Genomic DNA, 20,461 nt, shown 5'->3' on the forward strand with positions numbered 1-20,461 from the left:
TCGAGGCGCTTCTACATTGATGGGAGAGGGCTTGTGCCGATTGCGGTCGCCATCGCCATGCTGGTGTTGGGTTCCGTCGCATTTCATCTGTTCAGTCCGTGGTGGCAAACACCGCTTGCCTCCAATTGGGGCTCCATCGACTCCGCGCTCGACGTAACGTTGTGGATCTGCGCGGCGGCATTCGTACTGCTGAACCTGTTCATGGCGTGGACACTGGTTCGCTATCGGCATCGCGCAGGGCATCGCGCGCATTATGAGCCGGAAAACAGCTCGCTGGAAAAGAGACTGACCTTCTGGACCGCGATCGGCATAGCCGGGATGCTCGCGCCGGGACTGGCGGCGTGGGGCCGCTTTGTGTCGGTGCCGCAAGACGCGGCGGTTGTCGAGGCTGTTGGCCAGCAGTGGCAGTGGTCCTTCCGCTACCCCGGTCCCGACGGCGTGCTGGGCGCGGCCGGGGTCAAATATATAACCCCAGAAAATGTACTCGGCCTCGATCCTCTCGACCCGTTCGGACGGGACGATCTGCTGGTAGAAGCCGGGGACATGCATCTGCCGCTGGGCAAGCCAATGAAGATCGTGCTGCGGTCAAAAGACGTACTGCACAACTTTTATGTGCCTGAGTTCAGGGCGAAGATGGATCTGGTGCCGGGCATCGTCACCTATTTCTGGATGACTCCCACAAAGGCGGGGACCTTCGACATACTCTGCGCGGAACTGTGCGGTGCGGGGCATCATGAGATGCGGGGCAAGGTGATTGTCGAGTCGCCCAAGGCCTTCGCGCAATGGCGGGCACAGCAGACAAGCTTTGGTCAGATCCTTGCAGAAGCACCGCCCGCCGCCATGTCCATCCTGCTTATCAAGGCAAACGCCTGTATCGTTCCTGCCAACTGGAGCACCCGTTGATGGCTACCACCCTGGCTGACGACCTGCGACCGCTGCATCATCCGCGCAGTTGGATCACCAAATATGTCTGGAGCCAGGATCACAAGGTCATCGCCATCCAATATAGCGTCACCGCGATTTCGATCGGACTGGTGGCGTTGGCGCTGTCCGGGCTGATGCGGTTGCAGCTGGGCTTTCCGGGGGTCTTTCCCTCCATCCAGCCGGACAATTATCTCCAGTTCGTGTCGATGCACGGCATGATCATGGTCGTTTATCTGCTGACAGCCCTGCTGCTCGGTGGCTTTGGCAATTATCTGATCCCGTTGATGATCGGGGCGCGGGACATGGTATTCCCCTTCGTCAATATGCTGAGCTACTGGCTTTATCTGCTGTCGGTGATCGTACTGGTGGCGGGCTTCTTCGTACCGGGCGGGCCGACGGGGGCGGGGTGGACACTCTATCCGCCGCAAGCGATCAGCGAAGGGACGCCCGGGCATCAGTGGGGCATCGCCACGATGCTGGTCAGCCTGGCCATCTTCGTCGCCGCCTTCACCATGGGAGGCCTTAATTATGTGACGACCGTGCTGCAGGCGCGGACCAAGGGCATGACCCTGATGCGGATGCCCCTTTCGGTATGGGGCATCTTCACCGCCTCGGTCATGGGCCTGCTTGCCTTCCCGGCACTGTTCGTCGCCGCGATCATGATGCTGTTCGATCATTTTGCAGGCACCAGCTTCTTCATGCCGACGATGCAGTCGATGGGCGCAGTCACCGATACGCAAGGCGGCAGCCCCCTGCTGTTCCAGCATCTCTTCTGGTTCTTCGGTCATCCCGAAGTCTATATCGTCGCCCTGCCAGCCTTTGGCATCGTGTCCGACCTGATCAGCGTCCATGCGCGACGCAACATCTTTGGATATCGCATGATGGTCTGGGCGATCGTCATCATCGGCGCCTTGAGCTTCCTCGTCTGGGCGCATCATATGTATGTAAGCGGGATGAACCCCTATTTCGGGTTCTTCTTTGCCACATCGACGCTGATCATCGCCATTCCGACCGCGATCAAGGTCTATAACTGGCTGCTGACACTGTGGCGTGGCGACATTCATATGCGCGTGCCGATGCTGTTCGCCATCGCCTTCATCTTCACCTTCATCCATGGCGGCCTGTCGGGACTGTTTCTGGGCAATGTCAGCGTCGATGTGCCACTGTCCGACACCTTCTTTGTCGTCGCGCATTTCCACATGGTGATGGGCGTGTCGCCGGTTCTGGTCATCTTCGGCGCCATTTATCACTGGTATCCCAAGATTTTCGGCCGGATGTGGAACGAGACGCTGGGCAAGCTCCACTTCTGGATCACCTTTCTCGGGACCTACGCCATTTTCCTGCCGATGCACTATCTGGGCATATTGGGCGTGCCGCGCCGCTATTATGCGTTGGGGGAAACGGCCTTCATCCCACAATCGGTGCATCTGGCGAATGAATGGATCAGCATTGCCGCGCTGGTCGTGTTCGCGGCACAGGGCCTCTTCTTCTTCAACATGATCTGGAGCCTGTTCCGGGGGCCGCGCGCCGACCCCAATCCCTGGGGCGCAGCGAGCCTTGAATGGCTGACGCCCCAGACGCCGCCAACCCACGGCAATTGGGGAACGAAACTGCCGGTCGTGTATCGCTGGGCCTATGACTATAGCGTGCCGGGTGCGCCGCGCGACTTCATCCCCCAGACGGAACCGCGCACATGACCATCCTCTCGCGCCTCACCGAAAAAAGCTGGGAGCCGACGAGCGACCGTGACCCCGACGCCCTGCCCGGCGACCGGCCTTCCGCAGGGAGCGTCGGCCTTGCCGTTTATTTCGCCGTTGCGATGGTCATGTTCTCTCTGCTCGGCGCGGCCTATCTCATGCGCATGGGGCTACACGCCGCGATGGGCCATGCGGACGACTGGGTCCCCATGCCCCATCCGCCTCTGCTGTGGATCAACAGCGCCATTTTGGTCGCGAGCAGTGTGGCTTGGGAGATTGCGCGGCGGTCCGATGCGGAAAGCCGCAGAGCGCGCGCTTCGCTTGCCGGAGCGGCGCTCGGTCTTTGCTTCCTTATCGGCCAGTGGGCGCTGTGGCGCCATTATCAGGCGGGGGGCTATTATCTCTCGTCCAATCCCAGCAACGCCTTCTTCTATCTGCTGACCGCGCTGCATGGCATTCACATCCTTGGCGGGCTGGTCGCCGCCGCATGGGTGCTGGCGGAGCGGAACCCGGCACATGCCCGCCTTTGCGCCATCTACTGGCACTTCCTTCTCTTCATCTGGATTCTGATTACCGCGCTGCTCGTATCGACATGAGGTCACATCGCCATGTCCAATAGCCTGTCGGAGAAAAGAGATCGGGAGATCATAACCCCCTCCCTGCGTGAAATAGCCGCCGACTGGTCGGCCGATCAGGAGGTGTTTCGCCATACCCATTGGGGCAAGGCGATGATGTGGATCTTTCTGCTTTCCGACACCTTCATCTTCTCCTGCTTCCTCACGGGCTATATGACGATGCGATCGTCCGCCACACTGCCCTGGCCCAACGCAGCCGAAGTATTTGCGCTCAACATCGGCGGACAGGACGTCCCTCTCATCCTCATCGCGATCATGACGTTTGTCCTGATCAGTTCCAGCGGCACGATGGCGATGGCGGTCAATTTTGGATACCGGCGTGACCGGCGCAAGACGGCGAAACTGATGCTGCTGACCGCTGTGTTCGGCATGATGTTCGTCGGCATGCAGGCCTTTGAATGGACCAAGCTGATCCACGAAGGCGTACGCCCCTGGAGCAATCCCATGGGCGCGCCGCAATTCGGCGCTTCCTTCTTCATGATCACCGGATTCCACGGCCTGCATGTCACATGCGGGGTCATCCTGCTGTTGATCGTCGCGTCCAAGGTAGCGCGCGGCCATTATGATCGGAATGGCGATTACAGTGCGGTCGAGATTGCCGGTCTCTACTGGCATTTCGTCGATCTGGTCTGGGTCTTCATATTCGCCTTCTTCTATCTCTGGTGATGGCCATGAAACATGAAATAGCCAGTCCCGAAACCACTGCCTCCCCTGAAGGACAGCAGCATCCCACCAGCCTCTACCTCAAGGTATGGGGCTATCTCTTCGTGCTGAGCGCCATGTCGTACATGGTCGATTACATGCATGTGCAGGGGATCATCCGCTGGACGCTGATCATCCTGTTCATGCTGCTGAAGGCGGGCCTTATCCTGTCGATCTTCATGCATCTTGCCTGGGAAAGGCTGTCGCTGATCTACGCGATCCTGGTGCCGCCACTGCTGCTGCTGGTGCTGGTGCGCATCATGATGATCGAAGCGGACTATGCCTATTGGACGCGGGCGATCTTCATGGGCGGGGGAGGATGAAGCCATGAACAGGATGCGCTGGCTGGTCACGGGCCTTTGCATTGCCGGAGCGATGGGCGTGCTCTGGAGCGTCAACTGGTTCGCCTGGCAGCTCTATCCACACGGCAATGTCGGAGGCCTTGCCTACAAGCCCGCGGACGATATGCCGCCACGCATCGACATGGTATCCGTGCAGCGGGACTGGCCCGAGAGCCTCGGCGGCCCCGGCGAGGGCAATCGGCTGATCGCCTATCATCGTGAGATGCGAGGGAAGACCCCCCTGCCCGTCGCCGACGGAACCGGCCCGACTTCAGCCCCGGTCGATCTTGGCATGCTGCTCGCCCGTGCCGATGTCGCCATGGGAAAGGCGAAGATGCAGTTATGCGCCAGTTGCCACGACTTCACCCTGGGTGGGCCCAACCGCATCGGGCCGAATTTGTGGGGCGTGGTTGGACGTCCGGTCGGAAGCCATCCCGGCTTTGCCTATTCGCCCGCGATGAATGCGCAGGGTGGCGACTGGACCTATGACAAGCTGTTCGAATTCCTCGCGTCGCCAGCACGCGACATGCCCGGGACGAAGATGGCCTTTGCCGGTCTTAGGCGACCGGAGGATCGGGCAGCGTTGATCAGGTATCTCGCTACTTTGGGAAGTGGCGCGCCGCCGCTGCCGAAACTCGCGCAGGACGGCGCTCCCCAATAATCAGCGAACCACGGCTCGCGTGTAAAGGTGCCAGGTCGCATAGCCCAACAAGGGCAGCACCACCGCAAGCCCGACCAAACCCGGCAACGCGCCCAGGGTCAGCAGGCCGACCACGATCAGCCCCCATGTCGCGACTGTCACGGGATTGTTCCACGCCACCCGAACCGACGTCCGCAGCGCGACGCCCCAATTGACGTTCTTGTCGATGATCATCGGGAAGGACACCACACTGATGGCCAGCGCCACAATGGCGAAGCCCAGCCCCACCAGATTGCCAATGATGATCATCTTCCAACCTTCGGTCGTACCGAATACCGCATTCAGGAAGGCCTCTACGGAAGAAACAGCGTCCGGCCCGAGCCCGCCTACGGTCGCATTATAGATGAACCAGGCAGCGGCGATCCATGCCAGGAACAGCATGGCCGTGACGCTGGTCAGGTCGAAGAGCGACGGGGCGGACGGCCCGCGAACCACATCCAGAAAATGCCGCCACCGCGCATCCAGGCCCTGTTCCCGGCGTCGCGCCAATTCGTAAAAGCCGCTTGCCAGCGGTGGGCTGAACAGGATGGAACCGGCCAGCAGCGGAAAGAGCAGCGGCAAAATGGATACACGACTGGCTATCAGGATGGCAAAGAGCACCACAAGAGGATAAATGAACCCGATAAACACCAAGTCGCCACGCTTTGCCTGAAAGTCCTCCCAACCCTGACGAAGCGAGATTCTAAGATCGTCAAAGCCGATCTTGCGGATTTCATAATCGCCGCTGCCCGGTACAAGATCTGCTGGATGCGCAATTGCCATGGTCGCTCTCCCTGCGAAGTCACCATGAATGACGCTCAGAAATTCTCATCCTCAGTCGGGACCGGTACGGGGGCGGCCATTCTGCATGACCTGCACTGCGTATCGTCTCGGCATGAGGAACGCCTCATGGCCAACGAACCGACATTACACCAAAGCAGGAAGAAGCGGAACAGGAAAGCCGCAGGAGCATGAACCTGGGCAGGATCGATCTCCCTTTGATCGTTTTTGTCGATCATAATGACGAAGGTTAATCGCTTTCCCCCTCTGCCTGCCGGGCCTAGTTTGCGTAACCATGTTTGATAGGAGAGCCATCAATGGACGCAAAAACCGGCGGAAGCCCGCTTAGCTGCCCAGCCAAGGAGCCTGCCGCGCTCAGGTCGCTCCTGGGACGCACGAACCGCGATTGGTGGCCCAATCAGCTGTCTCTTGAAATCCTCCACCGGGATGGCGCCCACGCCAATCCGATGGGCGAGTCTTTCGACTATGCGAAGGAATTCCAGTCGCTCGACCTGGAAGCGGTCAAGAAAGACCTGCATGCGTTGATGACCGACAGCCAGCCCTGGTGGCCAGCGGACTACGGGCATTACGGCCCGTTCTTCATCCGCATGGCATGGCATAGCGCAGGCACCTACCGTACTGGCGACGGTCGCGGTGGCGCGTCTTCGGGCGGGCAGCGGTTCGCACCGCTCAACAGTTGGCCCGACAACGCCAATCTGGACAAGGCACGCCGCCTGCTCTGGCCGATCAAGCAGAAATATGGCCGCAAGCTGTCCTGGGCCGACCTGATGATCCTGACCGGCAACGTCGCCATCGAATCGATGGGCGGTCCTGTCTTCGGCTTCGGCGGCGGGCGCGAGGATGTATGGGAACCGGAGAAGGACATTTACTGGGGCACCGAGGAACAGTGGGTCGGCAATCCCGACAACCAGACGCGCATTCAACCTGACAAGGAAATGGCGCTGGAAGACCCGCTTGCCGCGATTCAGATGGGCCTGATCTACGTCAATCCCGAAGGTCCAGGCGGTAATCCCGACCCGCTTCAGTCGGCGCGCGACATTCGTGAAACTTTCGCGCGCATGGGCATGAATGACGAGGAAACACTGGCGCTGACCGCTGGAGGTCACACCTTTGGGAAGGCGCATGGCGCGGGCGACGCATCAAAGGTGGGAGCGGAGCCGGAGGGCGCGGATATCGCGCAGCAGGGCCTTGGCTGGCAAAGCGGCCATGAAAGCGGCATCGGCGATCACACAATCACCAGCGGCATCGAAGGCGCGTGGACGCCGACTCCGATCCAGTGGGACATGAGCTTCTTTCACATGCTGCTCGACTATGAGTATCAGTTGGTGAAGAGCCCGGCGGGCGCAAAACAGTGGCAACCGATCAACCAGAAGCCGGAAGACATGGCGCCGGGCGCGCATAGCCCCGACAAGCGCCTGCCGACGATGATGACGACGGCGGACATGGCGTTCCGGGAAGACCCGGACTATCGCAAGATCGCCGAGCGCTTCCGCCATGATCCGGTTGCGTTTGCCGATGCCTTCGCCCGCGCCTGGTTCAAACTATGTCATCGCGACATGGGGCCGAAGAGCCGCTACCTCGGCCCTGACGTCCCCGCCGAGGACCTGATCTGGCAGGATCCCGTCCCTGTCGCGGATTACGCTGCGATCGCGGAGGCGGATGTGGCGGCTCTGAAGCAGAAGATTTCGGCTTCGGAGCTGACGGTAACCGAACTTGTGCAGACGGCTTGGGCTTCCGCCTCCACCTTTCGGGGTTCGGACAAACGGGGCGGCGCCAATGGCGCGCGCATCCGGCTGGCCCCCCAGAAGGATTGGGACGTCAATCAGCCAAGTCAGCTCGCCCATGTGCTCGGCGTGCTGGAACGTATCAAGGCAGAGTTCGACGGTAGCGCCACGGGCGGCAAGAAGGTCAGCATCGCCGACCTCATCGTGCTTGGCGGTTCCGTCGGTATCGAAAAGGCAGCGAAAGAGGCGGGCCACGACATCGTCGTGCCGTTCACGGCCGGCCGCACCGACGCATCGCAGGATCAGACCGATGTTGAAGGCTTTGCCGTGCTTGAGCCGAAGGTGGACGGTTTCCGCAACTATCTGCCCGTCAGCTACAGTGTGCCGGTCGAGGAACTGCTGATCGATCGCGCCAGTCTGCTGCGATTAAGCGCGCCGCAAATGACAGTGCTGATCGGCGGCCTGCGTGTGCTGGGCGTTAATCATGGCGGTTCGCGGCATGGTATGTTCACCGATCGGCCGGGGCAGCTGACCAACGACTTCTTCGTCAACCTGCTCGACATGGGCACGGCATGGAAGGCGGATAGCGATAAGGGCGACCTGTTCATCGGCACATGTCGGGAGACGGATGAGCAGAAATGGACGGCAACGCGCGTCGATCTGGTCTTCGGCTCCAATTCGCAGCTTCGCGCCCTGTCCGAGGTCTATGCCGCCGCTGACGCAGGCAGGAAATTCGTCGATGATTTCGTCGCGGCCTGGGTGAAGGTGATGGATGCCGACCGCTTCGACCTTCGTGGGTCGGGGCTGACGGGGGCCGCCTGAAACTGAAGCCGCCGCGCATCCTGTTCGCAGGCTGCGCGGCGGCAATAATCCACATCCCCCCTTTTAATGCAGGTCGCGCCTGCCATGATCGGCATCGCCAAAGCGACTCTGTCGAGGGAGATGCGAAGCACCGTTAGGTTCGCCCGGCTCATGAACCAACTCTTCGAACAACGCGCGATAGTGAATCATCGCCTGACGAAGATCCTCGGTATCGGCTTCGCCTCTGGCATGCCGGATGGCAATGTCATGGGCAGAGCGGTAGTTTTGGACAACTTCCGGATGATCGACGGATAGGTCAGCCGAGCGGCGATCGAAGTCGGTGATCGGATAGCCCCGCGCTTCCATGACTTCGGTCAGCAGGACGTCGGCGCGAGAAACCGCACCTTGGGGATCATCGACAAACTGGCTTTGCACCTTCATCCAGCCATCGTTGAACATATCAACCTGCTGGGGTGACAGCCGCCTCAACGAAAAGCTCGCCACACGCCTTTCGCGTTCCTGCAATTCGGCTTCTGCCCTGCGGGAGCTGCCGACCTCTTCGACGGTGCGGGAATATTCCGGTCCGAACTTCGACCGCAGGTTGGCGCGATGCCGGTTGCGCATGAGGAGCGCGAAGATCCCAGCCAATAGGACAAGTACGACCAGTCCCAAGCCGATTTCCAGGGGAGTAAGCGTCACCATGACATCCTCCTTGGCCTGTTGAGGCCGCTGATGGCGCCCACCGCTGCCGCTGTTAACCTTGGTCGATAGCGCTTTGTTCCGCGCTCAGCGGCGGCGAAACAGCAGGTAAGCAAAAGCCGTCACGACCAGGCCCATTCCTATCGTCCAGCCGTTGGAATGCATCGCCCGCTGCGGTGCCCGCTCCGTTTCGAACGGACGCTCGCGGGCGGGGCGGGTTCGCCTCTGCCGCTGTGTGGGAACTGGGTGCAGCGGATAGGGGGACTGGCTGGCGGTGGGAACTCGGGGTTTGTGGGTCATCTCCATCTCCTTGCCCTTCCCAACTCAGCGCGCCGCTCATGGCTCCCTGACGCATTTGATGGAACGTCGCGGCTGGCTGCCAGTTGCCGTAACTTAAAGTAATAAGGAGCGGCTTCGATGCACATTCAAACAGCTGAAGGCCATGCCATCCACGTCAAGGACATGGGCTCCGGGCACCCGGTCCTCCTCATCCATGGCTGGCCGCTGACAGGCGACATGTGGGAGTATCAGGTGCTGGCGCTACTCGAAGCAGGCTATCGGGTGATAACCTATGACCGGCGTGGCTTCGGCCATTCGGGCCACCCCGCAGACGGCTATAATTATGATGTTTTTGCCGATGATCTCGCGGCGGTCATCGACCATGTCGGTGCGCCCAGAGTATCGCTCGTAGGCTTTTCGATGGGCGGCGGCGAAATCGCCCGTTACCTTTCACGCCACGGATCGGCCAGAGTCGATCGGGCGGTGCTGATATCATCGGTCGTGCCCTATGTGCTGAAAGACGACAGCAATCCCGATGGGGTTGAGGAATCCGTACTGGACCAGATGCAGGCGCAGGTGCGCGAGGATCGCTTCGCTTTCCTCCAGACCTTCGCCAAGACCTTCTATGGCATTGGCCTGGTCTCAAAGCCGGTGAGCAGTGCCCTGTTGGACTGGACCTTCGCGCTGGCGATCATGGCGAGTCCCAAGGCGACGATCGATTGCATCAACGCCTTTGGCCGCACCGATTTCCGCCCGGACCTTGCCGCTTTCAACATTCCCACACTGATCATTCACGGAACGAGCGACAAGACGTTGCCGATTGATCCCACGGGACGGGCGGCAGCGGCAGGCATAGCTGGCGCGGAACTGGTCGAATATGATGGCGAACCGCACGGACTGTTCGCGACAGCGCCGGACCGGCTAAACGCCGATCTGCTGCGTTTCCTCGAGCAACGATGATGCCGCGAGCGGCACGGACCAAAGGAAGCCGAAAAACCGGCCTTTCCGGCGCGACGCTAAAGGCTGATCCGCTTGGGCTGGCGTTCGACAGCTGGCGGCTGGGCATGGAAGCCTGGACGGTGATCGGACTCCGCATACCCAAGTTGCTCGCTGGCAATCCAGCCGCCGCGTTGGAGGCACAGCGCATGGTGGTCGAGAAGATCGAGGCCGTGGGAGTGCTGCAATGGAAGGCGCTGACGGGTAGTTTGGGTTCGACGCCTGAAAAGGCCATGCGGGCCTCCATCACGCATTACCGCAAATCGGTGGATGGAAACAGGCGACGGCTTGCTCGACGCCCAAAATGATGAGGCCCGGTTCCGGCACGGCGACACTGCTGGCTGATCATAGTCGCCAAGACTTCGATCCAACTCGGCCGAAAAGCCGCTTTCTATGAAGGAAAACATGCACGGTTGATCCTGGTTAGGCAATTTCAGGGGAACGCCGCGCCGCCCCCCGAATTGAACAAGCATACAAGCAGGAGAGAATTTTCCGTGGCTACACGTTTCATTACACCTCAATGCGAATCGCAGTTTCTTCAGCAAGATTTTCAAGAACGACTTAGTCATTGGAACCGGCAACGACTTGCTCCAGCCTATCCTGGCGACTGGGAGGAGAGGTTCCATCAGGATCAGGTGATGTTGCGGCTGGAGCATGGCTTTATCGAGGAATTGAGAGTCCAGATACGCGACCGCGCTGCGCAGGCGCCGACCGATCCAGATGGCTTCATCAGATGGTTCGAGGCGCTGGAACAGTCTGGACCCGGCCAGTACGACGCCTTGTTCCCCTGGCTAGCCGAAGAGGCGGAGCGGGACGAGATACGCTGGTTCCTGACGCAGGAGGCGGCGGGAGAGGCTGGCTTCGATGACCTCGTCGCGCTGACGCAGGTCAAGCTGCCCGATTCGCCTAAACTTGAACTGGCCAGAAATTATTGGGACGAAATGGGCCGGGGCAACGCCAAGGGCATGCATGGCCCGATGTTGTCCCAGTTAGTGATGACGCTGGATCTGTCCCCTTCGATAGAAGCCACGGTTTGGGAAAGTCTCGCGCTTGCCAACGCCATGACCGCGATGGCGACTAACCGATGTTATGCATGGCACAGCGTCGGCGCGCTGGGCGCGATCGAACTGACCGCGCCGGGCAGGTCAGCGCACACCGCGCGAGCGCTGCGCCGCATCGGCCTCACCCAGTCTGAACGCCGTTATTTCGACCTCCACGCGGTGCTGGACGTCAAGCACAGCCGGGATTGGAACGAATTGGCGATCAAGCCTCTGGTGGCGGAGGATCCGCGCCGTGCCACGGCGATCGCCGAAGGCGCGCTGATCCGCTTGAGCTGTGGCGAACGCTGTTTCGATCGGTATCGCGCTCATTTCAGGCTGGGGTGACGACGATGCCCTACAATCACGGGCGCATTCTTCTGGTGGAGGATGACCCGGCGCTGGCCGGGATGATCGTCGATCTCTTGCAGGCGCAGGACTATGAGGTCGATGGCCCCTATTCGAATGTAAGCGACGGCATCGCCGCCCTTGCCAGCCATTTTCCCGACGGCGCCGTCGTGGACCTGCACCGTCAGAGCGAAGGGGTGAGCCTGCTGAAGGACGACCTGAAAGCCTATGCCATTCCCCTTCTCGACGGCGAAGATCCGGGCAAGGCCACGGTAGAACGGCGCTTGCTACCGTGGCTGCGGCATATTCAACATTAAGGTCGGATGCCGCCCAGCCACTTGCCCGCCGCCATATGACGTTTATGACCCTGCATCGTGATCATTGCAGGAGACGGCATGGGCCGCGTCATCGGAAAATTCATGCGCGGGGCGGGGGTCGCACTTCTTTTTCTCATCATCGTCCTTTGCCTTGCGGTCACCATCATTCCCCCTTTCCTAGATCGCACTTATTATGACGGTCCGCTCAGCCGCCATTATGATGGCGAGCGCTTCTTCAATCCCGATGGGGAAATCGAGTTTTCAGCGCCGCCCGGAAGCAACCGTCGCGGTTTTATCGCCCGCTGGCTGATAGGAGGTGACGACCGGCCCGAATGGCCCGACGTAGTGGTCGTGAAGCCTGCGCAGCCTCCGTCCTTCGCGGCCCCCCGGGGCATGACAGCAACCTGGGTTGGCCATGCGACGGTACTGGTGCAGGCCGCCGGCCTGAACATACTGACCGATCCGATCTGGTCGGATTATGCCAGCCCCTTTCCGCCGTTGGGCCCGAAGCGCGTGGCACAACCGGGCATCCGCTTCGAGGATCTGCCCAAGATCGACCTGATCATCATAAGCCACAATCATTACGACCATATGGATGTGCCGACGCTGAAAAAACTGTGGCAGCGAGATCGGCCCAAGATCGTCACCAGCCTCGGCAACGACACGATCCTGAAAGCGAACGGCATCCCATCGACGGCGCTCGACTGGGGGCAATCCATCAGCGGAGCCGCTCTAAATGGCCTAGGCGCGGAAACCGTGATCCAGTGCGAAAATTACGAGCATTGCCCCGACTATCGCGTTCACGTGCTGCGCAATCATCATTGGAGCAGCCGCTGGGGCGCGGACCGCAGCCGCGCTTTATGGTCAAGCTTCGTCATCACGACGCGGGCGGGCAATATCTTCTTCGCAGGCGACACTGGCGCCGGGGACATGGCCTGGCCGGAGGAAGCAGCACGGCTGGGACCGATCCGGCTGGCGATGATTCCGATAGGCGCGTTCCGCTTTTGGGCGGGCCAAATGGAGTCGAACTCGCACATCGGCCCGGAACGGGCGGTCAGCGTCTTTGAAAAGCTGAAGGCATCGACTGCGATACCTATCCATTGGGGAACATTCCGCTTGTCTTATGAGCAATGGAGCACGCCACCACGCCTGCTGGAGATTTACCTGCGGTGCGCCGGGATAGAGCGGAGCCGTTTCGCACCGTTACGCATCGGGCAGCACATTCAGGTGCCAGCCTATTCGGCCGTACCACGCGGGCCTAAACGATGCGACCAGCGAGCGATCAGGGCGCTGGATGAAAACTGATCCCAGTCGAGTTCAGGCCGGAGCCGAAGGCGCAAACATAGCGCGATAATTCCGTCCCGCCATCGCGGCGAGATATTCGGCCTGCATCTCCGAAGTCAGCAGTTCCATCATCTGCCGTCCTTCGATCCACAATTCGATCACGCCGAAGACGCCCCCGCGCTTGCGATATTTGGCGGGCCAGCCTTCGCGCGCCGCGATGGCCATCACCTCTGACATTGTAAGTGGCGTCGCCAGGGCAGCGTGGGTAGCGGTGAAGCGGGTCTCGCCGGTCCGCTCGCCAAAGGAGTCGGCGTCTCCCTCCTCCTCGCGCAAAACAGTGTCGATCGGATAGACCTCCACCGCGGTGCCGCGATCGTCGCCCGCCACGGCGATCCAGCTAGCCGGCGTCACCGGCGGAAAATAAAAGGCTTCGCCGCGCCACATTTCCGCGATGACCTCTGCGACACGCCTGGGATCATGAGCGGCGATCGAAAGATGAAACAGCATGGGACGACTCTCCGTCGCGCTTTTGATGCTCGTTGCAGAATGACAGAAAACGGGCCCACCCGCATCCTCCCTTCGACGGCGAGTGGAGGATGCGGATGGAAAAGACGCAACCGCGTCAGACCTTGCTGCATTCCCCTGCCAGCTTGCCGCTGACATCGTGGGTCGTGCGCAGCACGGGGCTGCCGTCCACAGTCTTCGTCATGGTGCTGCCCAGCGTCAGCGTGTCGGCGGTGTAGTTGCCTTCGAGCACGATCTCCGAAGTGCCGGCGCCGGACTTACAGGACAGGGTCGCGATCAATCGCCCCTTGCGCAGCATCTTGTCCTTGTAGGTGCAATCCTCCCCCTCATCCCCCGCCAGTGCATTGGCGTCCGGCACTCCGGCTGCATCGACAGCGATACAAATATTATCCTCGTCTGTTTTCTCGAGCGCGGCCTGATATTGTGCAGGTGTGACGGTCGGTGTGTTGTAGCCGGTGGTCTTGCGGGTGATCGTCCACTCCCCGGCCTTCATCAGGATCGGCGCTTCCACCGGTTCGGGCGCGGGCGCCTCTTTGCCGCATCCAGCCAGGCAAAGCAGCACCGCCAGCGGGGCTGCCGCCAGTATCGTCTCTCGCATATCCTCTCCCCTGTTCACTTGCGGAACGGCGGGAGGCTCGCTCTGCGGCATCAAAAGCGCAAGCGAAATATCGCCGCAGCAAAATCGGCTCTCCCGCGCATAGCCGTCGCTGCGTCAGGATGTCGTGCAGGTCGCGCCAACCCACTTGCCAGTGGTCTTCGCCTTCATGCTCATGTTCATGCCACCTGGCGCACCGGTCATTTTCATGTCCATGTCCATTTCATAGCTTTCCGGCGCATAGCTGCCCGACATGACCGCGTTCATCGCGCCCTGTTCGGCCTTGCAGGAAATTTCCCCCTTCACCGAACCGCCGCTGGCATCGAAGCCCTTGTAGGTGCAATCCTTGTTCTCCTGGCCCGAGAACATCTTGCCGCTGGGGTTGGCGGCCTCTTCGGGCGAGACGCAATATTTGATGGAGGCGCGATTCATCATCTTCTTCATCTGCTCTTCCATCTGGTCGCCACCGCCCGGCATATCGGGCATGTCGATGTCCTCGAGCGTATAGCTGCCTTCCCACTGGCCGGGCTTGAGCTGCACCTTCTGTACTTGCGCTTTCACCTCTTCCCGGCTTTGGGGTTCGCCCGAGGGCTTATCGCTACAGGCGGCCAGTAAGGCGATCATTCCGGCAAGGCCAACCATCGTTCTGCGCATCGATATCCTCCCTGTTGCACCCCATGGGCAGCAGGACCATATCAATCGGTGATGACAATTCAAATCCGCACCACGCTGGACGAGCCCCAGACCGGCGAAGGCTTCGTCCCCCACCGCCCCGCGCGCCCCGAAAAGAGCGAAGGGGGTCGACCGTTCAAGCTGGTTTCAGACTATGAGCCTTCGGGCGACCAGCCGACAGCCATCGCCGAACTGGTGGAAACGGCACTGGCGGGCGAGAAGGACCAGGTGCTCCTCGGCGTCACCGGGTCAGGCAAGACCTTCACCATGGCGAAGGTGATCGAGGCTTTGCAGCGCCCCGCGCTGGTGCTGGCGCCGAACAAGATTCTGGCGGCACAGCTTTACGGGGAGTTCAAGAGCTTCTTCCCCGAAAATGCCGTCGAATATTTCGTCAGCTATTATGACTATTACCAGCCCGAAGCCTATGTGCCCCGCTCCGATACCTATATCGAGAAGGAATCGAGCGTAAACGAGGCGATCGACCGGATGCGGCATTCGGCGACGCGCGCACTTCTTGAGCGGGACGATGTACTAATCGTCGCATCGGTATCCTGCCTCTACGGCATCGGATCGGTCGAAACCTATTCGGCCATGACCTTCTCCATGAAGAAGGGCCAGGTCGAGGACCAGCGGGAGATCATCCGCAAGCTGGTAGCGCTGCAGTATAAGCGCAACGATGCGGCCTTCGCGCGCGGGACTTTCCGGGTGAAGGGGGATAATCTGGAGATATTCCCGTCCCACTATGAAGATACGGCGTGGCGGGTTAGCTTCTTTGGCAATGAAATAGAGGATATCGTCGAATTTGATCCGCTGACCGGGAAGAAGGTCGCCACCCTCGAATATGTGAAGGTCTTTCCCAATTCGCACCATGTGACGCCGGGACCGACGCTGAAACAGGCCATGGAGGCGATCCGCCATGAGCTGACGGAACGGCTGAAGGAACTGACAACGGAAGGAAAACTGCTGGAGGCGCAGAGGCTGGAGCAGCGGACCAATTTCGACCTGGAGATGATCGCGGCGACCGGTTCCTGCGCGGGGATTGAAAATTACAGCCGCTTCCTGACGGGCCGTCTGCCCGGCGAGCCGCCGCCGACGCTGTTTGAATATCTACCGGAAAATGCGCTGCTGTTCGTGGACGAAAGCCACCAGACGGTGCCGCAAATCGGGGCCATGGCGCGGGGCGACCATCGGCGCAAGATCACGCTGGCCGAATATGGATTCCGCCTGCCAAGCTGCATCGACAACCGGCCGCTGCGTTTCAATGAATGGGACGCGATGCGGCCACAGACGGTCAGCGTTTCCGCAACGCCGGGCAAATGGGAGATGGAGCAGACCGGCGGCGTATTCAGCGAGCAGGTGATCCGTCCAACCGGACTCATCGACCCGCCGGTCGAAATCAAGCCGGTCGAGGATCAGGTGGACGACCTGATCAACGAGTGCCGCAAGGTGGCGGCGCAGGGATACCGCACGCTCGTCACCACGCTGACCAAGCGGATGGCCGAAGACCTGACCGAGTTCATGCACGAGGCGGGCATAAAGGTCCGCTATATGCACAGCGACGTCGAGACGCTGGAACGCATCGAACTGATCCGAGACCTGCGGCTGGGCGTCTATGACGTGCTGATCGGCATCAACCTGCTGCGCGAGGGTCTGGACATCCCCGAATGCGGTCTGGTGGCTATCCTTGACGCCGACAAGGAAGGGTTCCTGCGCTCCGAAACGTCGCTGATCCAGACGATCGGCCGCGCGGCGCGTAATGTGGATGGACGGGTGATCCTCTATGCCGACCGCATCACCGGCAGCATGGAGCGAGCGCTGAACGAAACATCGCGGCGGCGCGAGAAGCAGACGGCCTATAATCTGGAACATGGCATCACGCCGACGACGATCAAGCGCAACATCGGCGACATCATCGCCCATGTGGCGAGCAAGGATCAGGTCACCGTCGATACGGGACTGGAGGACCGCCCGCACCTGGTCGGCCACAATCTGCGCGCCTATATCGAGGACCTGGAAAAGAAGATGCGCGCGGCGGCGGCGGACCTGGAGTTCGAGGAAGCTGGCCGCATCCGCGACGAAATTCGCAAGCTGGAGGCAGAGGAACTGGGCCTGCCCGCCGACGAGCATGTGGCCACGCCGCGCGGGCGCGCGACCGAAGGAAAGCCCGGCACCCGGAAACTCCGCTATGGCAAGACGCAGCGGAAGTTCGGACGCTGACGCAAGTTCAGCATGACGAAAGGCGCAGGGCGGTTTAAGCGGGCATGATGAAGAGCCTGCCCCTCGCCCGCCTCCTCGCCCTGGCCGTTCCGCTGCTGCTGCTGGGAGGCGCCTATGCCTCGCAATATATAGGCGGGCTGTACCCGTGCGAAATGTGCTGGTGGCAGCGCTATCCCCATATGGCGGCGATCCCGCTGGCGATGATCGCCTATGGCACGAACGGGCGGCCATGCGTCAGCGCCCTCTTCACCAGCCTTGCGGGGCTGGCCATCGGCATCAGCGGGGCGATCGGTCTGTTCCATGCCGGGGTCGAATATGGCTGGTGGGAGGGGCTTACCGCCTGTTCGACTGCGCCCGCCACGGGCAATCCCGCCGACATATTGAACCAGATCATGGCGACGCCGATCACCCGGTGCGACGTTGCGCCCTGGACCCTGCTGGGCATTTCGCTGGCGGGTTTCAACGGCCTCTTGTCGGGGGCGAGCGCACTCGCCATCTTGGCCCTGCTGATAAAGGGAAGGAAGGAGGCATGAGCGCGCCAAAGGAATTCCCCCGTCCGGGCCGGAAAGTGACGGACGCAGAGCGCGCGGCGATGCTGCGCGTGGATCAGGCGGGCGAGTTCGGCGCGACGCGCATTTATGCGGGGCAACTCGCTGTGCTGGGCGACAGACATCCTCACGCCCGCGTGATCGCTGGCATGGCGGCGCAGGAAGAACGCCATCGCAAGATTTTCGACGCGATGATCTCGCGGCGGGGCGTCCGTCCGACAGTGTTGCAGCCGATTTGGGATGTGGCGGGATTCGCATTGGGCGCTGCGACGGCAGCTATTGGCCCGAACGCGGCCATGGCTTGCACGGCGGCGATCGAAACAGAGATCGATCGCCATTACGCAGAGCAGTTGGACGCGCTGGCAGGAGACGACCCGGAACTTGCCGCCACCATCACGGATTTTCAGGCGGAGGAAGTCGAACACCGCGAAACCGCCATGGCCCATGGCGCGGAACAGGCTCCCGCCTACCCCTTGCTCTCCGGCGTCATTCGCCTGGGATGCCGCGCCGCGATCGCGCTGTCGAAGCGGATCTGAGGAGACAAAGATGATGATGAAGACCGCGATGACCGCCGCACTGCTGATGGCCGCGAGCGCGTTACCCGCCATGGCGCAGCAGCAACCCGGCCCTGCTCCGCAGCAGGCAGAGACGGCGCCCGCCGGGACAACCGGCTCCGAGCGCACGAATCTCGTCATAGTCTATGGTGACGACCCCTGCCCGCAGAGTGCAGGCAGCGACATCGTGGTGTGCGCGCGCAAGGGCGAGGAGGAACGTTATCGCATCCCCGAGCCATTGCGTGGCGACCCCAACCAGCCGAGCAATCAGGCATGGGGGGAACGAGTGCGATCAATGGAATATGTCGGCCGCAGCGGGACGGAAAGCTGCTCCGCCACCGGCCCCGGCGGCTTCACCGGCTGCTTCAACCAGCTCGCCCGTCTGGCCAAGGCTGAACGCCAGGCTGCGGACAGCGCAAGCTGGAAAGATCTGGTCGAGGCGGAGCGCGCGCGCCGTCTGTCCACCATCGACGAGGACAGCAAGGCGATCGAGGCGCGCGTTGTCGCGGAAGAACAGGAACAAACTGCACAGCAACCGCCGCCGACTGCGTCACAACCAGGGGCGCCCGAACAGCCCTGACGGTTTTCCCCGGCGCGCGGCGTTTAGGTCAAGCGACGCGGAAATGGGCACTCCGCTGAAGGACAGGGGCGAATATAGGATGATAGCCGATGCGTTTCCCTGTTCATTTGCCTTTGGTCGCAGCGGCGCTTCTGCCGCTGTCGCTGGCCGCACCGGTTAGAGCCGAACCGCCGCAGCGGGTTTTCAACCTTATCGTCTATGGCGATGACCCCTGCCCCAAGGGCGAGGGTGACGAAATCGTCGTCTGCGCCCGCAAGCCGGAATCCGAGCGCTATCGCATCCCCAAGAAACTGCGCGAAAAGCCCGCGCCATCCGGCGGGCCGGGATGGGGCAGCCAGGTCGCGACGATGGAGCAGGTGCAGCGGCAGACACTGCCGGGCAGTTGTTCGGCAATCGGCAGCAACGGCTTTACCGGCTGCACCGCCAAGATGCTGGAACAATGGTTTGCAGAGCGACGGATGCAGGAGTCCAAGGGCGAGCCTTGATCGTCCTTCCGTCAGATTCAGGCGCGAACGGTTGCAAACGCATCGGTCGCGCGGATCAATGCGTCCAATATGCCGGGCTCATTATAGGCATGCCCCGCCCCTTCGATCATTTCGAACCGCGCTTCCGGCCAGGCCCTGTGCAGCGCCCACGCCGTCTCGGCCGGACATGCCATGTCATAGCGCCCCTGTATGATGACGCCGGGAACGTGCCGGAGCTTGGCGGCATCCCTGATCAGTTGCCCCTCCTCCAGCCAGCCGCCATGCACGAAATAGTGATTTTCGATGCGCGCAAAGGCCAACGCGAAATCATCGGCCTCATGCGTGGCTGACAAGGCGTCGTCGGGCAGCAGGCGGATGGTTTCCCCTTCCCAGACGCTCCATGCCTTGGCGGCGGCGATCTGCGCCGCACGGTCATCGCCCGTCAGGATCCGGCGATAGGCGTGGAGCAGGTCGCCGCGCTCGGCCTCCGCAATGGGCGCGACGAAGCGTTCCCATTTATCCGGGTAAATGCGGCTGGCGCCCTGCTGATAGTACCAGTCAATCTCCTGCTTGCGGATGGTGAAGATGCCGCGCAGGATAAGTTCGCTCACGCTATCCACATGTGCTTGCGCATAAGCCAGCGCCAGCGCCGAGCCCCAACTGCCCCCGAATACCAGCCATTGGTCCGCTCCGGTCATCAGCCGCAGCTGCTCTATATCTGCGACCAGATGCCAGGTGGTGTTCGCTTCCAGCTCCGCATGCGGCGTCGAGCGGCCGCAGCCGCGCTGGTCGAAAAGCAGGAGGTCGTAACGGTCCGGGTCGAACAGACGACGATGATCGGGCGATATACCGCCCCCCGGCCCGCCATGCAGAAACACCGCAGGCTTGGCCCCCGGCGTCCCCACGCGTTCCCAATAGATGTGGTGCCCGTCCCCCACATCGAGATGACCGGACGCGAAGGGCTCGACAGGAGGATAAAGGGTGCGCATCCCGCGATCTTAGAAAGGCTACACGCCGATGGAAATGCCACGTCCGATCCGGG

Annotated in this window: 24 protein-coding genes; 17 read left to right on the plus strand and 7 right to left on the minus strand. The window is 61.4% G+C overall.

Annotated features, from left to right (window positions below):
* The first annotated feature begins 33 nt into the window (after positions 1-33).
* From K663_RS14585 to K663_RS14610, 6 genes are read left to right on the plus strand one after another with little or no spacing between them, the layout of a single operon-like run.
* A complete protein-coding gene (locus K663_RS14585; protein ID WP_062119065.1) occupies positions 34-903 on the plus strand; it encodes a cytochrome c oxidase subunit II in 870 nt (289 codons plus the stop codon).
* Positions 903-2,621 carry a cytochrome c oxidase subunit I gene (locus K663_RS14590; protein WP_062119067.1) on the plus strand — a complete coding sequence of 573 codons (1,719 nt, stop codon included), beginning with the start codon at positions 903-905 and terminating at the stop codon, positions 2,619-2,621. Before K663_RS14585 ends, K663_RS14590 begins: the two co-directional genes overlap by 1 nt.
* Entirely contained in the window at positions 2,618-3,217 is a 600-nt protein-coding gene (locus tag K663_RS14595; protein ID WP_062119072.1) for a cytochrome c oxidase subunit 3, read from the plus strand. The genes K663_RS14590 and K663_RS14595 overlap by 4 nt, the downstream gene beginning before the upstream one ends.
* 12 nt (positions 3,218-3,229) lie before the next feature.
* On the plus strand, positions 3,230-3,922 hold the full coding sequence (locus tag K663_RS14600) for a heme-copper oxidase subunit III family protein (protein ID WP_062119075.1): 693 nt from the start codon (positions 3,230-3,232) through the stop codon (positions 3,920-3,922).
* 5 nt (positions 3,923-3,927) lie between these two features.
* Positions 3,928-4,281: a cytochrome C oxidase subunit IV family protein gene (locus K663_RS14605; RefSeq protein WP_062121019.1), complete on the plus strand. Its 354-nt coding sequence runs from the start codon at positions 3,928-3,930 to the stop codon at positions 4,279-4,281.
* A gap of 4 nt (positions 4,282-4,285) precedes the next feature.
* Positions 4,286-4,960, plus strand: coding sequence for a c-type cytochrome (locus K663_RS14610; protein ID WP_062119079.1), 675 nt, complete (start codon positions 4,286-4,288; stop codon positions 4,958-4,960).
* Here the strand turns inward: K663_RS14610 and K663_RS14615 are convergent, their stop codons facing one another.
* Positions 4,961-5,761: a DUF2189 domain-containing protein gene (locus K663_RS14615; protein ID WP_062119082.1), complete on the minus strand. Its 801-nt coding sequence runs from the start codon at positions 5,759-5,761 to the stop codon at positions 4,961-4,963.
* A gap of 314 nt (positions 5,762-6,075) precedes the next feature.
* On the opposite strand from K663_RS14615, the gene katG reads away from it, so the two are divergent.
* On the plus strand, positions 6,076-8,325 hold the full coding sequence (gene katG / locus K663_RS14620; protein WP_062119085.1) for a catalase/peroxidase HPI: 2,250 nt from the start codon (positions 6,076-6,078) through the stop codon (positions 8,323-8,325).
* A 63-nt stretch (positions 8,326-8,388) separates the two neighbouring features.
* Here katG and K663_RS14625 read toward each other — a convergent pair whose 3' ends face one another.
* Both K663_RS14625 and K663_RS23910 read right to left on the minus strand, forming a co-directional pair.
* Positions 8,389-9,006: a hypothetical protein gene (locus tag K663_RS14625; RefSeq protein ID WP_063619042.1), complete on the minus strand. Its 618-nt coding sequence runs from the start codon at positions 9,004-9,006 to the stop codon at positions 8,389-8,391.
* Positions 9,007-9,090: 84 nt separating this feature from the next.
* Positions 9,091-9,303: a hypothetical protein gene (locus K663_RS23910; RefSeq protein ID WP_145902284.1), complete on the minus strand. Its 213-nt coding sequence runs from the start codon at positions 9,301-9,303 to the stop codon at positions 9,091-9,093.
* Between the two features lie 117 nt (positions 9,304-9,420).
* On the opposite strand from K663_RS23910, the gene K663_RS14630 reads away from it, so the two are divergent.
* From K663_RS14630 to K663_RS14650, 5 genes are all read left to right on the plus strand, one after another.
* Positions 9,421-10,242 carry an alpha/beta fold hydrolase gene (locus K663_RS14630; protein ID WP_062119088.1) on the plus strand — a complete coding sequence of 274 codons (822 nt, stop codon included), beginning with the start codon at positions 9,421-9,423 and terminating at the stop codon, positions 10,240-10,242.
* Positions 10,239-10,586: a hypothetical protein gene (locus tag K663_RS14635; RefSeq protein ID WP_235589456.1), complete on the plus strand. Its 348-nt coding sequence runs from the start codon at positions 10,239-10,241 to the stop codon at positions 10,584-10,586. Before K663_RS14630 ends, K663_RS14635 begins: the two co-directional genes overlap by 4 nt.
* A 330-nt stretch (positions 10,587-10,916) precedes the next feature.
* Positions 10,917-11,663: an iron-containing redox enzyme family protein gene (locus K663_RS14640; protein WP_235589457.1), complete on the plus strand. Its 747-nt coding sequence runs from the start codon at positions 10,917-10,919 to the stop codon at positions 11,661-11,663.
* Positions 11,664-11,668: 5 nt separating this feature from the next.
* On the plus strand, positions 11,669-11,980 hold the full coding sequence (locus tag K663_RS14645) for a response regulator (protein ID WP_062119094.1): 312 nt from the start codon (positions 11,669-11,671) through the stop codon (positions 11,978-11,980).
* Positions 11,981-12,058: 78 nt separating this feature from the next.
* Complete coding sequence (locus K663_RS14650; protein WP_062119097.1) at positions 12,059-13,285, plus strand: MBL fold metallo-hydrolase; 1,227 nt, start codon at positions 12,059-12,061, stop codon at positions 13,283-13,285.
* 12 nt (positions 13,286-13,297) lie between these two features.
* Here K663_RS14650 and K663_RS14655 read toward each other — a convergent pair whose 3' ends face one another.
* The 3 genes from K663_RS14655 to K663_RS14665 all read right to left on the minus strand — a co-directional run bounded on the left by K663_RS14655 (position 13,298) and on the right by K663_RS14665 (position 15,038).
* Complete coding sequence (locus tag K663_RS14655) at positions 13,298-13,771, minus strand: hypothetical protein (protein ID WP_062119100.1); 474 nt, start codon at positions 13,769-13,771, stop codon at positions 13,298-13,300.
* 115 nt (positions 13,772-13,886) lie between these two features.
* Complete coding sequence (locus K663_RS14660; protein WP_062119103.1) at positions 13,887-14,387, minus strand: DUF3617 domain-containing protein; 501 nt, start codon at positions 14,385-14,387, stop codon at positions 13,887-13,889.
* 114 nt (positions 14,388-14,501) lie between these two features.
* Positions 14,502-15,038, minus strand: a complete 537-nt coding sequence (locus K663_RS14665; RefSeq protein WP_062119106.1) for a DUF3617 domain-containing protein — start codon at positions 15,036-15,038, stop codon at positions 14,502-14,504.
* Between the two features lie 51 nt (positions 15,039-15,089).
* On the opposite strand from K663_RS14665, the gene uvrB reads away from it, so the two are divergent.
* From uvrB to K663_RS14690, 5 genes are all read left to right on the plus strand, one after another.
* Positions 15,090-17,273: an excinuclease ABC subunit UvrB gene (gene uvrB, locus K663_RS14670; RefSeq protein ID WP_062119109.1), complete on the plus strand. Its 2,184-nt coding sequence runs from the start codon at positions 15,090-15,092 to the stop codon at positions 17,271-17,273.
* Between the two features lie 47 nt (positions 17,274-17,320).
* Entirely contained in the window at positions 17,321-17,806 is a 486-nt protein-coding gene (locus K663_RS14675; RefSeq protein ID WP_062121025.1) for a disulfide bond formation protein B, read from the plus strand.
* On the plus strand, positions 17,803-18,357 hold the full coding sequence (locus K663_RS14680) for a demethoxyubiquinone hydroxylase family protein (protein ID WP_062119112.1): 555 nt from the start codon (positions 17,803-17,805) through the stop codon (positions 18,355-18,357). Before K663_RS14675 ends, K663_RS14680 begins: the two co-directional genes overlap by 4 nt.
* Before the next feature lie 13 nt (positions 18,358-18,370).
* A complete protein-coding gene (locus K663_RS14685; RefSeq protein WP_062121028.1) occupies positions 18,371-18,955 on the plus strand; it encodes a hypothetical protein in 585 nt (194 codons plus the stop codon).
* Positions 18,956-19,044: 89 nt separating this feature from the next.
* Positions 19,045-19,440, plus strand: a complete 396-nt coding sequence (locus K663_RS14690; RefSeq protein ID WP_062119115.1) for a hypothetical protein — start codon at positions 19,045-19,047, stop codon at positions 19,438-19,440.
* A gap of 17 nt (positions 19,441-19,457) precedes the next feature.
* On the opposite strand, the gene pip is transcribed toward K663_RS14690, so the two are convergent.
* Positions 19,458-20,408: a prolyl aminopeptidase gene (gene pip, locus K663_RS14695; RefSeq protein WP_062119117.1), complete on the minus strand. Its 951-nt coding sequence runs from the start codon at positions 20,406-20,408 to the stop codon at positions 19,458-19,460.
* Between the last annotated feature and the right edge of the window lie 53 nt (positions 20,409-20,461).

This window comes from Sphingobium sp. MI1205 (genome assembly GCF_001563285.1).
In the GTDB taxonomy this organism is placed as follows: domain Bacteria; phylum Pseudomonadota; class Alphaproteobacteria; order Sphingomonadales; family Sphingomonadaceae; genus Sphingobium.

Bases quoted from the DNA above. Each gene is read 5' to 3' on its own strand.
- katG (WP_062119085.1), top strand. From the start codon at position 6,076: ATGGACGCAAAAACCGGCGGAAGCCCGCTTAGCTGCCCAGCCAAGGAG.
- K663_RS14640 (WP_235589457.1), top strand. From the start codon at position 10,917: ATGTTGCGGCTGGAGCATGGCTTTATCGAGGAATTGAGAGTCCAGATA.
- K663_RS14675 (WP_062121025.1), top strand. From the start codon at position 17,321: ATGAAGAGCCTGCCCCTCGCCCGCCTCCTCGCCCTGGCCGTTCCGCTG.
- K663_RS14660 (WP_062119103.1), bottom strand. From the start codon at position 14,387: ATGCGAGAGACGATACTGGCGGCAGCCCCGCTGGCGGTGCTGCTTTGC.
- K663_RS14635 (WP_235589456.1), top strand. From the start codon at position 10,239: ATGATGCCGCGAGCGGCACGGACCAAAGGAAGCCGAAAAACCGGCCTT.
- pip (WP_062119117.1), bottom strand. From the start codon at position 20,408: ATGCGCACCCTTTATCCTCCTGTCGAGCCCTTCGCGTCCGGTCATCTC.
- K663_RS14685 (WP_062121028.1), top strand. From the start codon at position 18,371: ATGATGAAGACCGCGATGACCGCCGCACTGCTGATGGCCGCGAGCGCG.
- K663_RS14610 (WP_062119079.1), top strand. From the start codon at position 4,286: ATGAACAGGATGCGCTGGCTGGTCACGGGCCTTTGCATTGCCGGAGCG.
- K663_RS14630 (WP_062119088.1), top strand. From the start codon at position 9,421: ATGCACATTCAAACAGCTGAAGGCCATGCCATCCACGTCAAGGACATG.
- K663_RS23910 (WP_145902284.1), bottom strand. From the start codon at position 9,303: ATGACCCACAAACCCCGAGTTCCCACCGCCAGCCAGTCCCCCTATCCG.
- uvrB (WP_062119109.1), top strand. From the start codon at position 15,090: ATGACAATTCAAATCCGCACCACGCTGGACGAGCCCCAGACCGGCGAA.
- K663_RS14625 (WP_063619042.1), bottom strand. From the start codon at position 9,006: ATGGTGACGCTTACTCCCCTGGAAATCGGCTTGGGACTGGTCGTACTT.
- K663_RS14665 (WP_062119106.1), bottom strand. From the start codon at position 15,038: ATGCGCAGAACGATGGTTGGCCTTGCCGGAATGATCGCCTTACTGGCC.
- K663_RS14595 (WP_062119072.1), top strand. From the start codon at position 2,618: ATGACCATCCTCTCGCGCCTCACCGAAAAAAGCTGGGAGCCGACGAGC.
- K663_RS14600 (WP_062119075.1), top strand. From the start codon at position 3,230: ATGTCCAATAGCCTGTCGGAGAAAAGAGATCGGGAGATCATAACCCCC.
- K663_RS14590 (WP_062119067.1), top strand. From the start codon at position 903: ATGGCTACCACCCTGGCTGACGACCTGCGACCGCTGCATCATCCGCGC.
- K663_RS14605 (WP_062121019.1), top strand. From the start codon at position 3,928: ATGAAACATGAAATAGCCAGTCCCGAAACCACTGCCTCCCCTGAAGGA.
- K663_RS14655 (WP_062119100.1), bottom strand. From the start codon at position 13,771: ATGCTGTTTCATCTTTCGATCGCCGCTCATGATCCCAGGCGTGTCGCA.
- K663_RS14650 (WP_062119097.1), top strand. From the start codon at position 12,059: ATGGGCCGCGTCATCGGAAAATTCATGCGCGGGGCGGGGGTCGCACTT.
- K663_RS14615 (WP_062119082.1), bottom strand. From the start codon at position 5,761: ATGGCAATTGCGCATCCAGCAGATCTTGTACCGGGCAGCGGCGATTAT.
- K663_RS14690 (WP_062119115.1), top strand. From the start codon at position 19,045: ATGCGTTTCCCTGTTCATTTGCCTTTGGTCGCAGCGGCGCTTCTGCCG.
- K663_RS14680 (WP_062119112.1), top strand. From the start codon at position 17,803: ATGAGCGCGCCAAAGGAATTCCCCCGTCCGGGCCGGAAAGTGACGGAC.
- K663_RS14645 (WP_062119094.1), top strand. From the start codon at position 11,669: ATGCCCTACAATCACGGGCGCATTCTTCTGGTGGAGGATGACCCGGCG.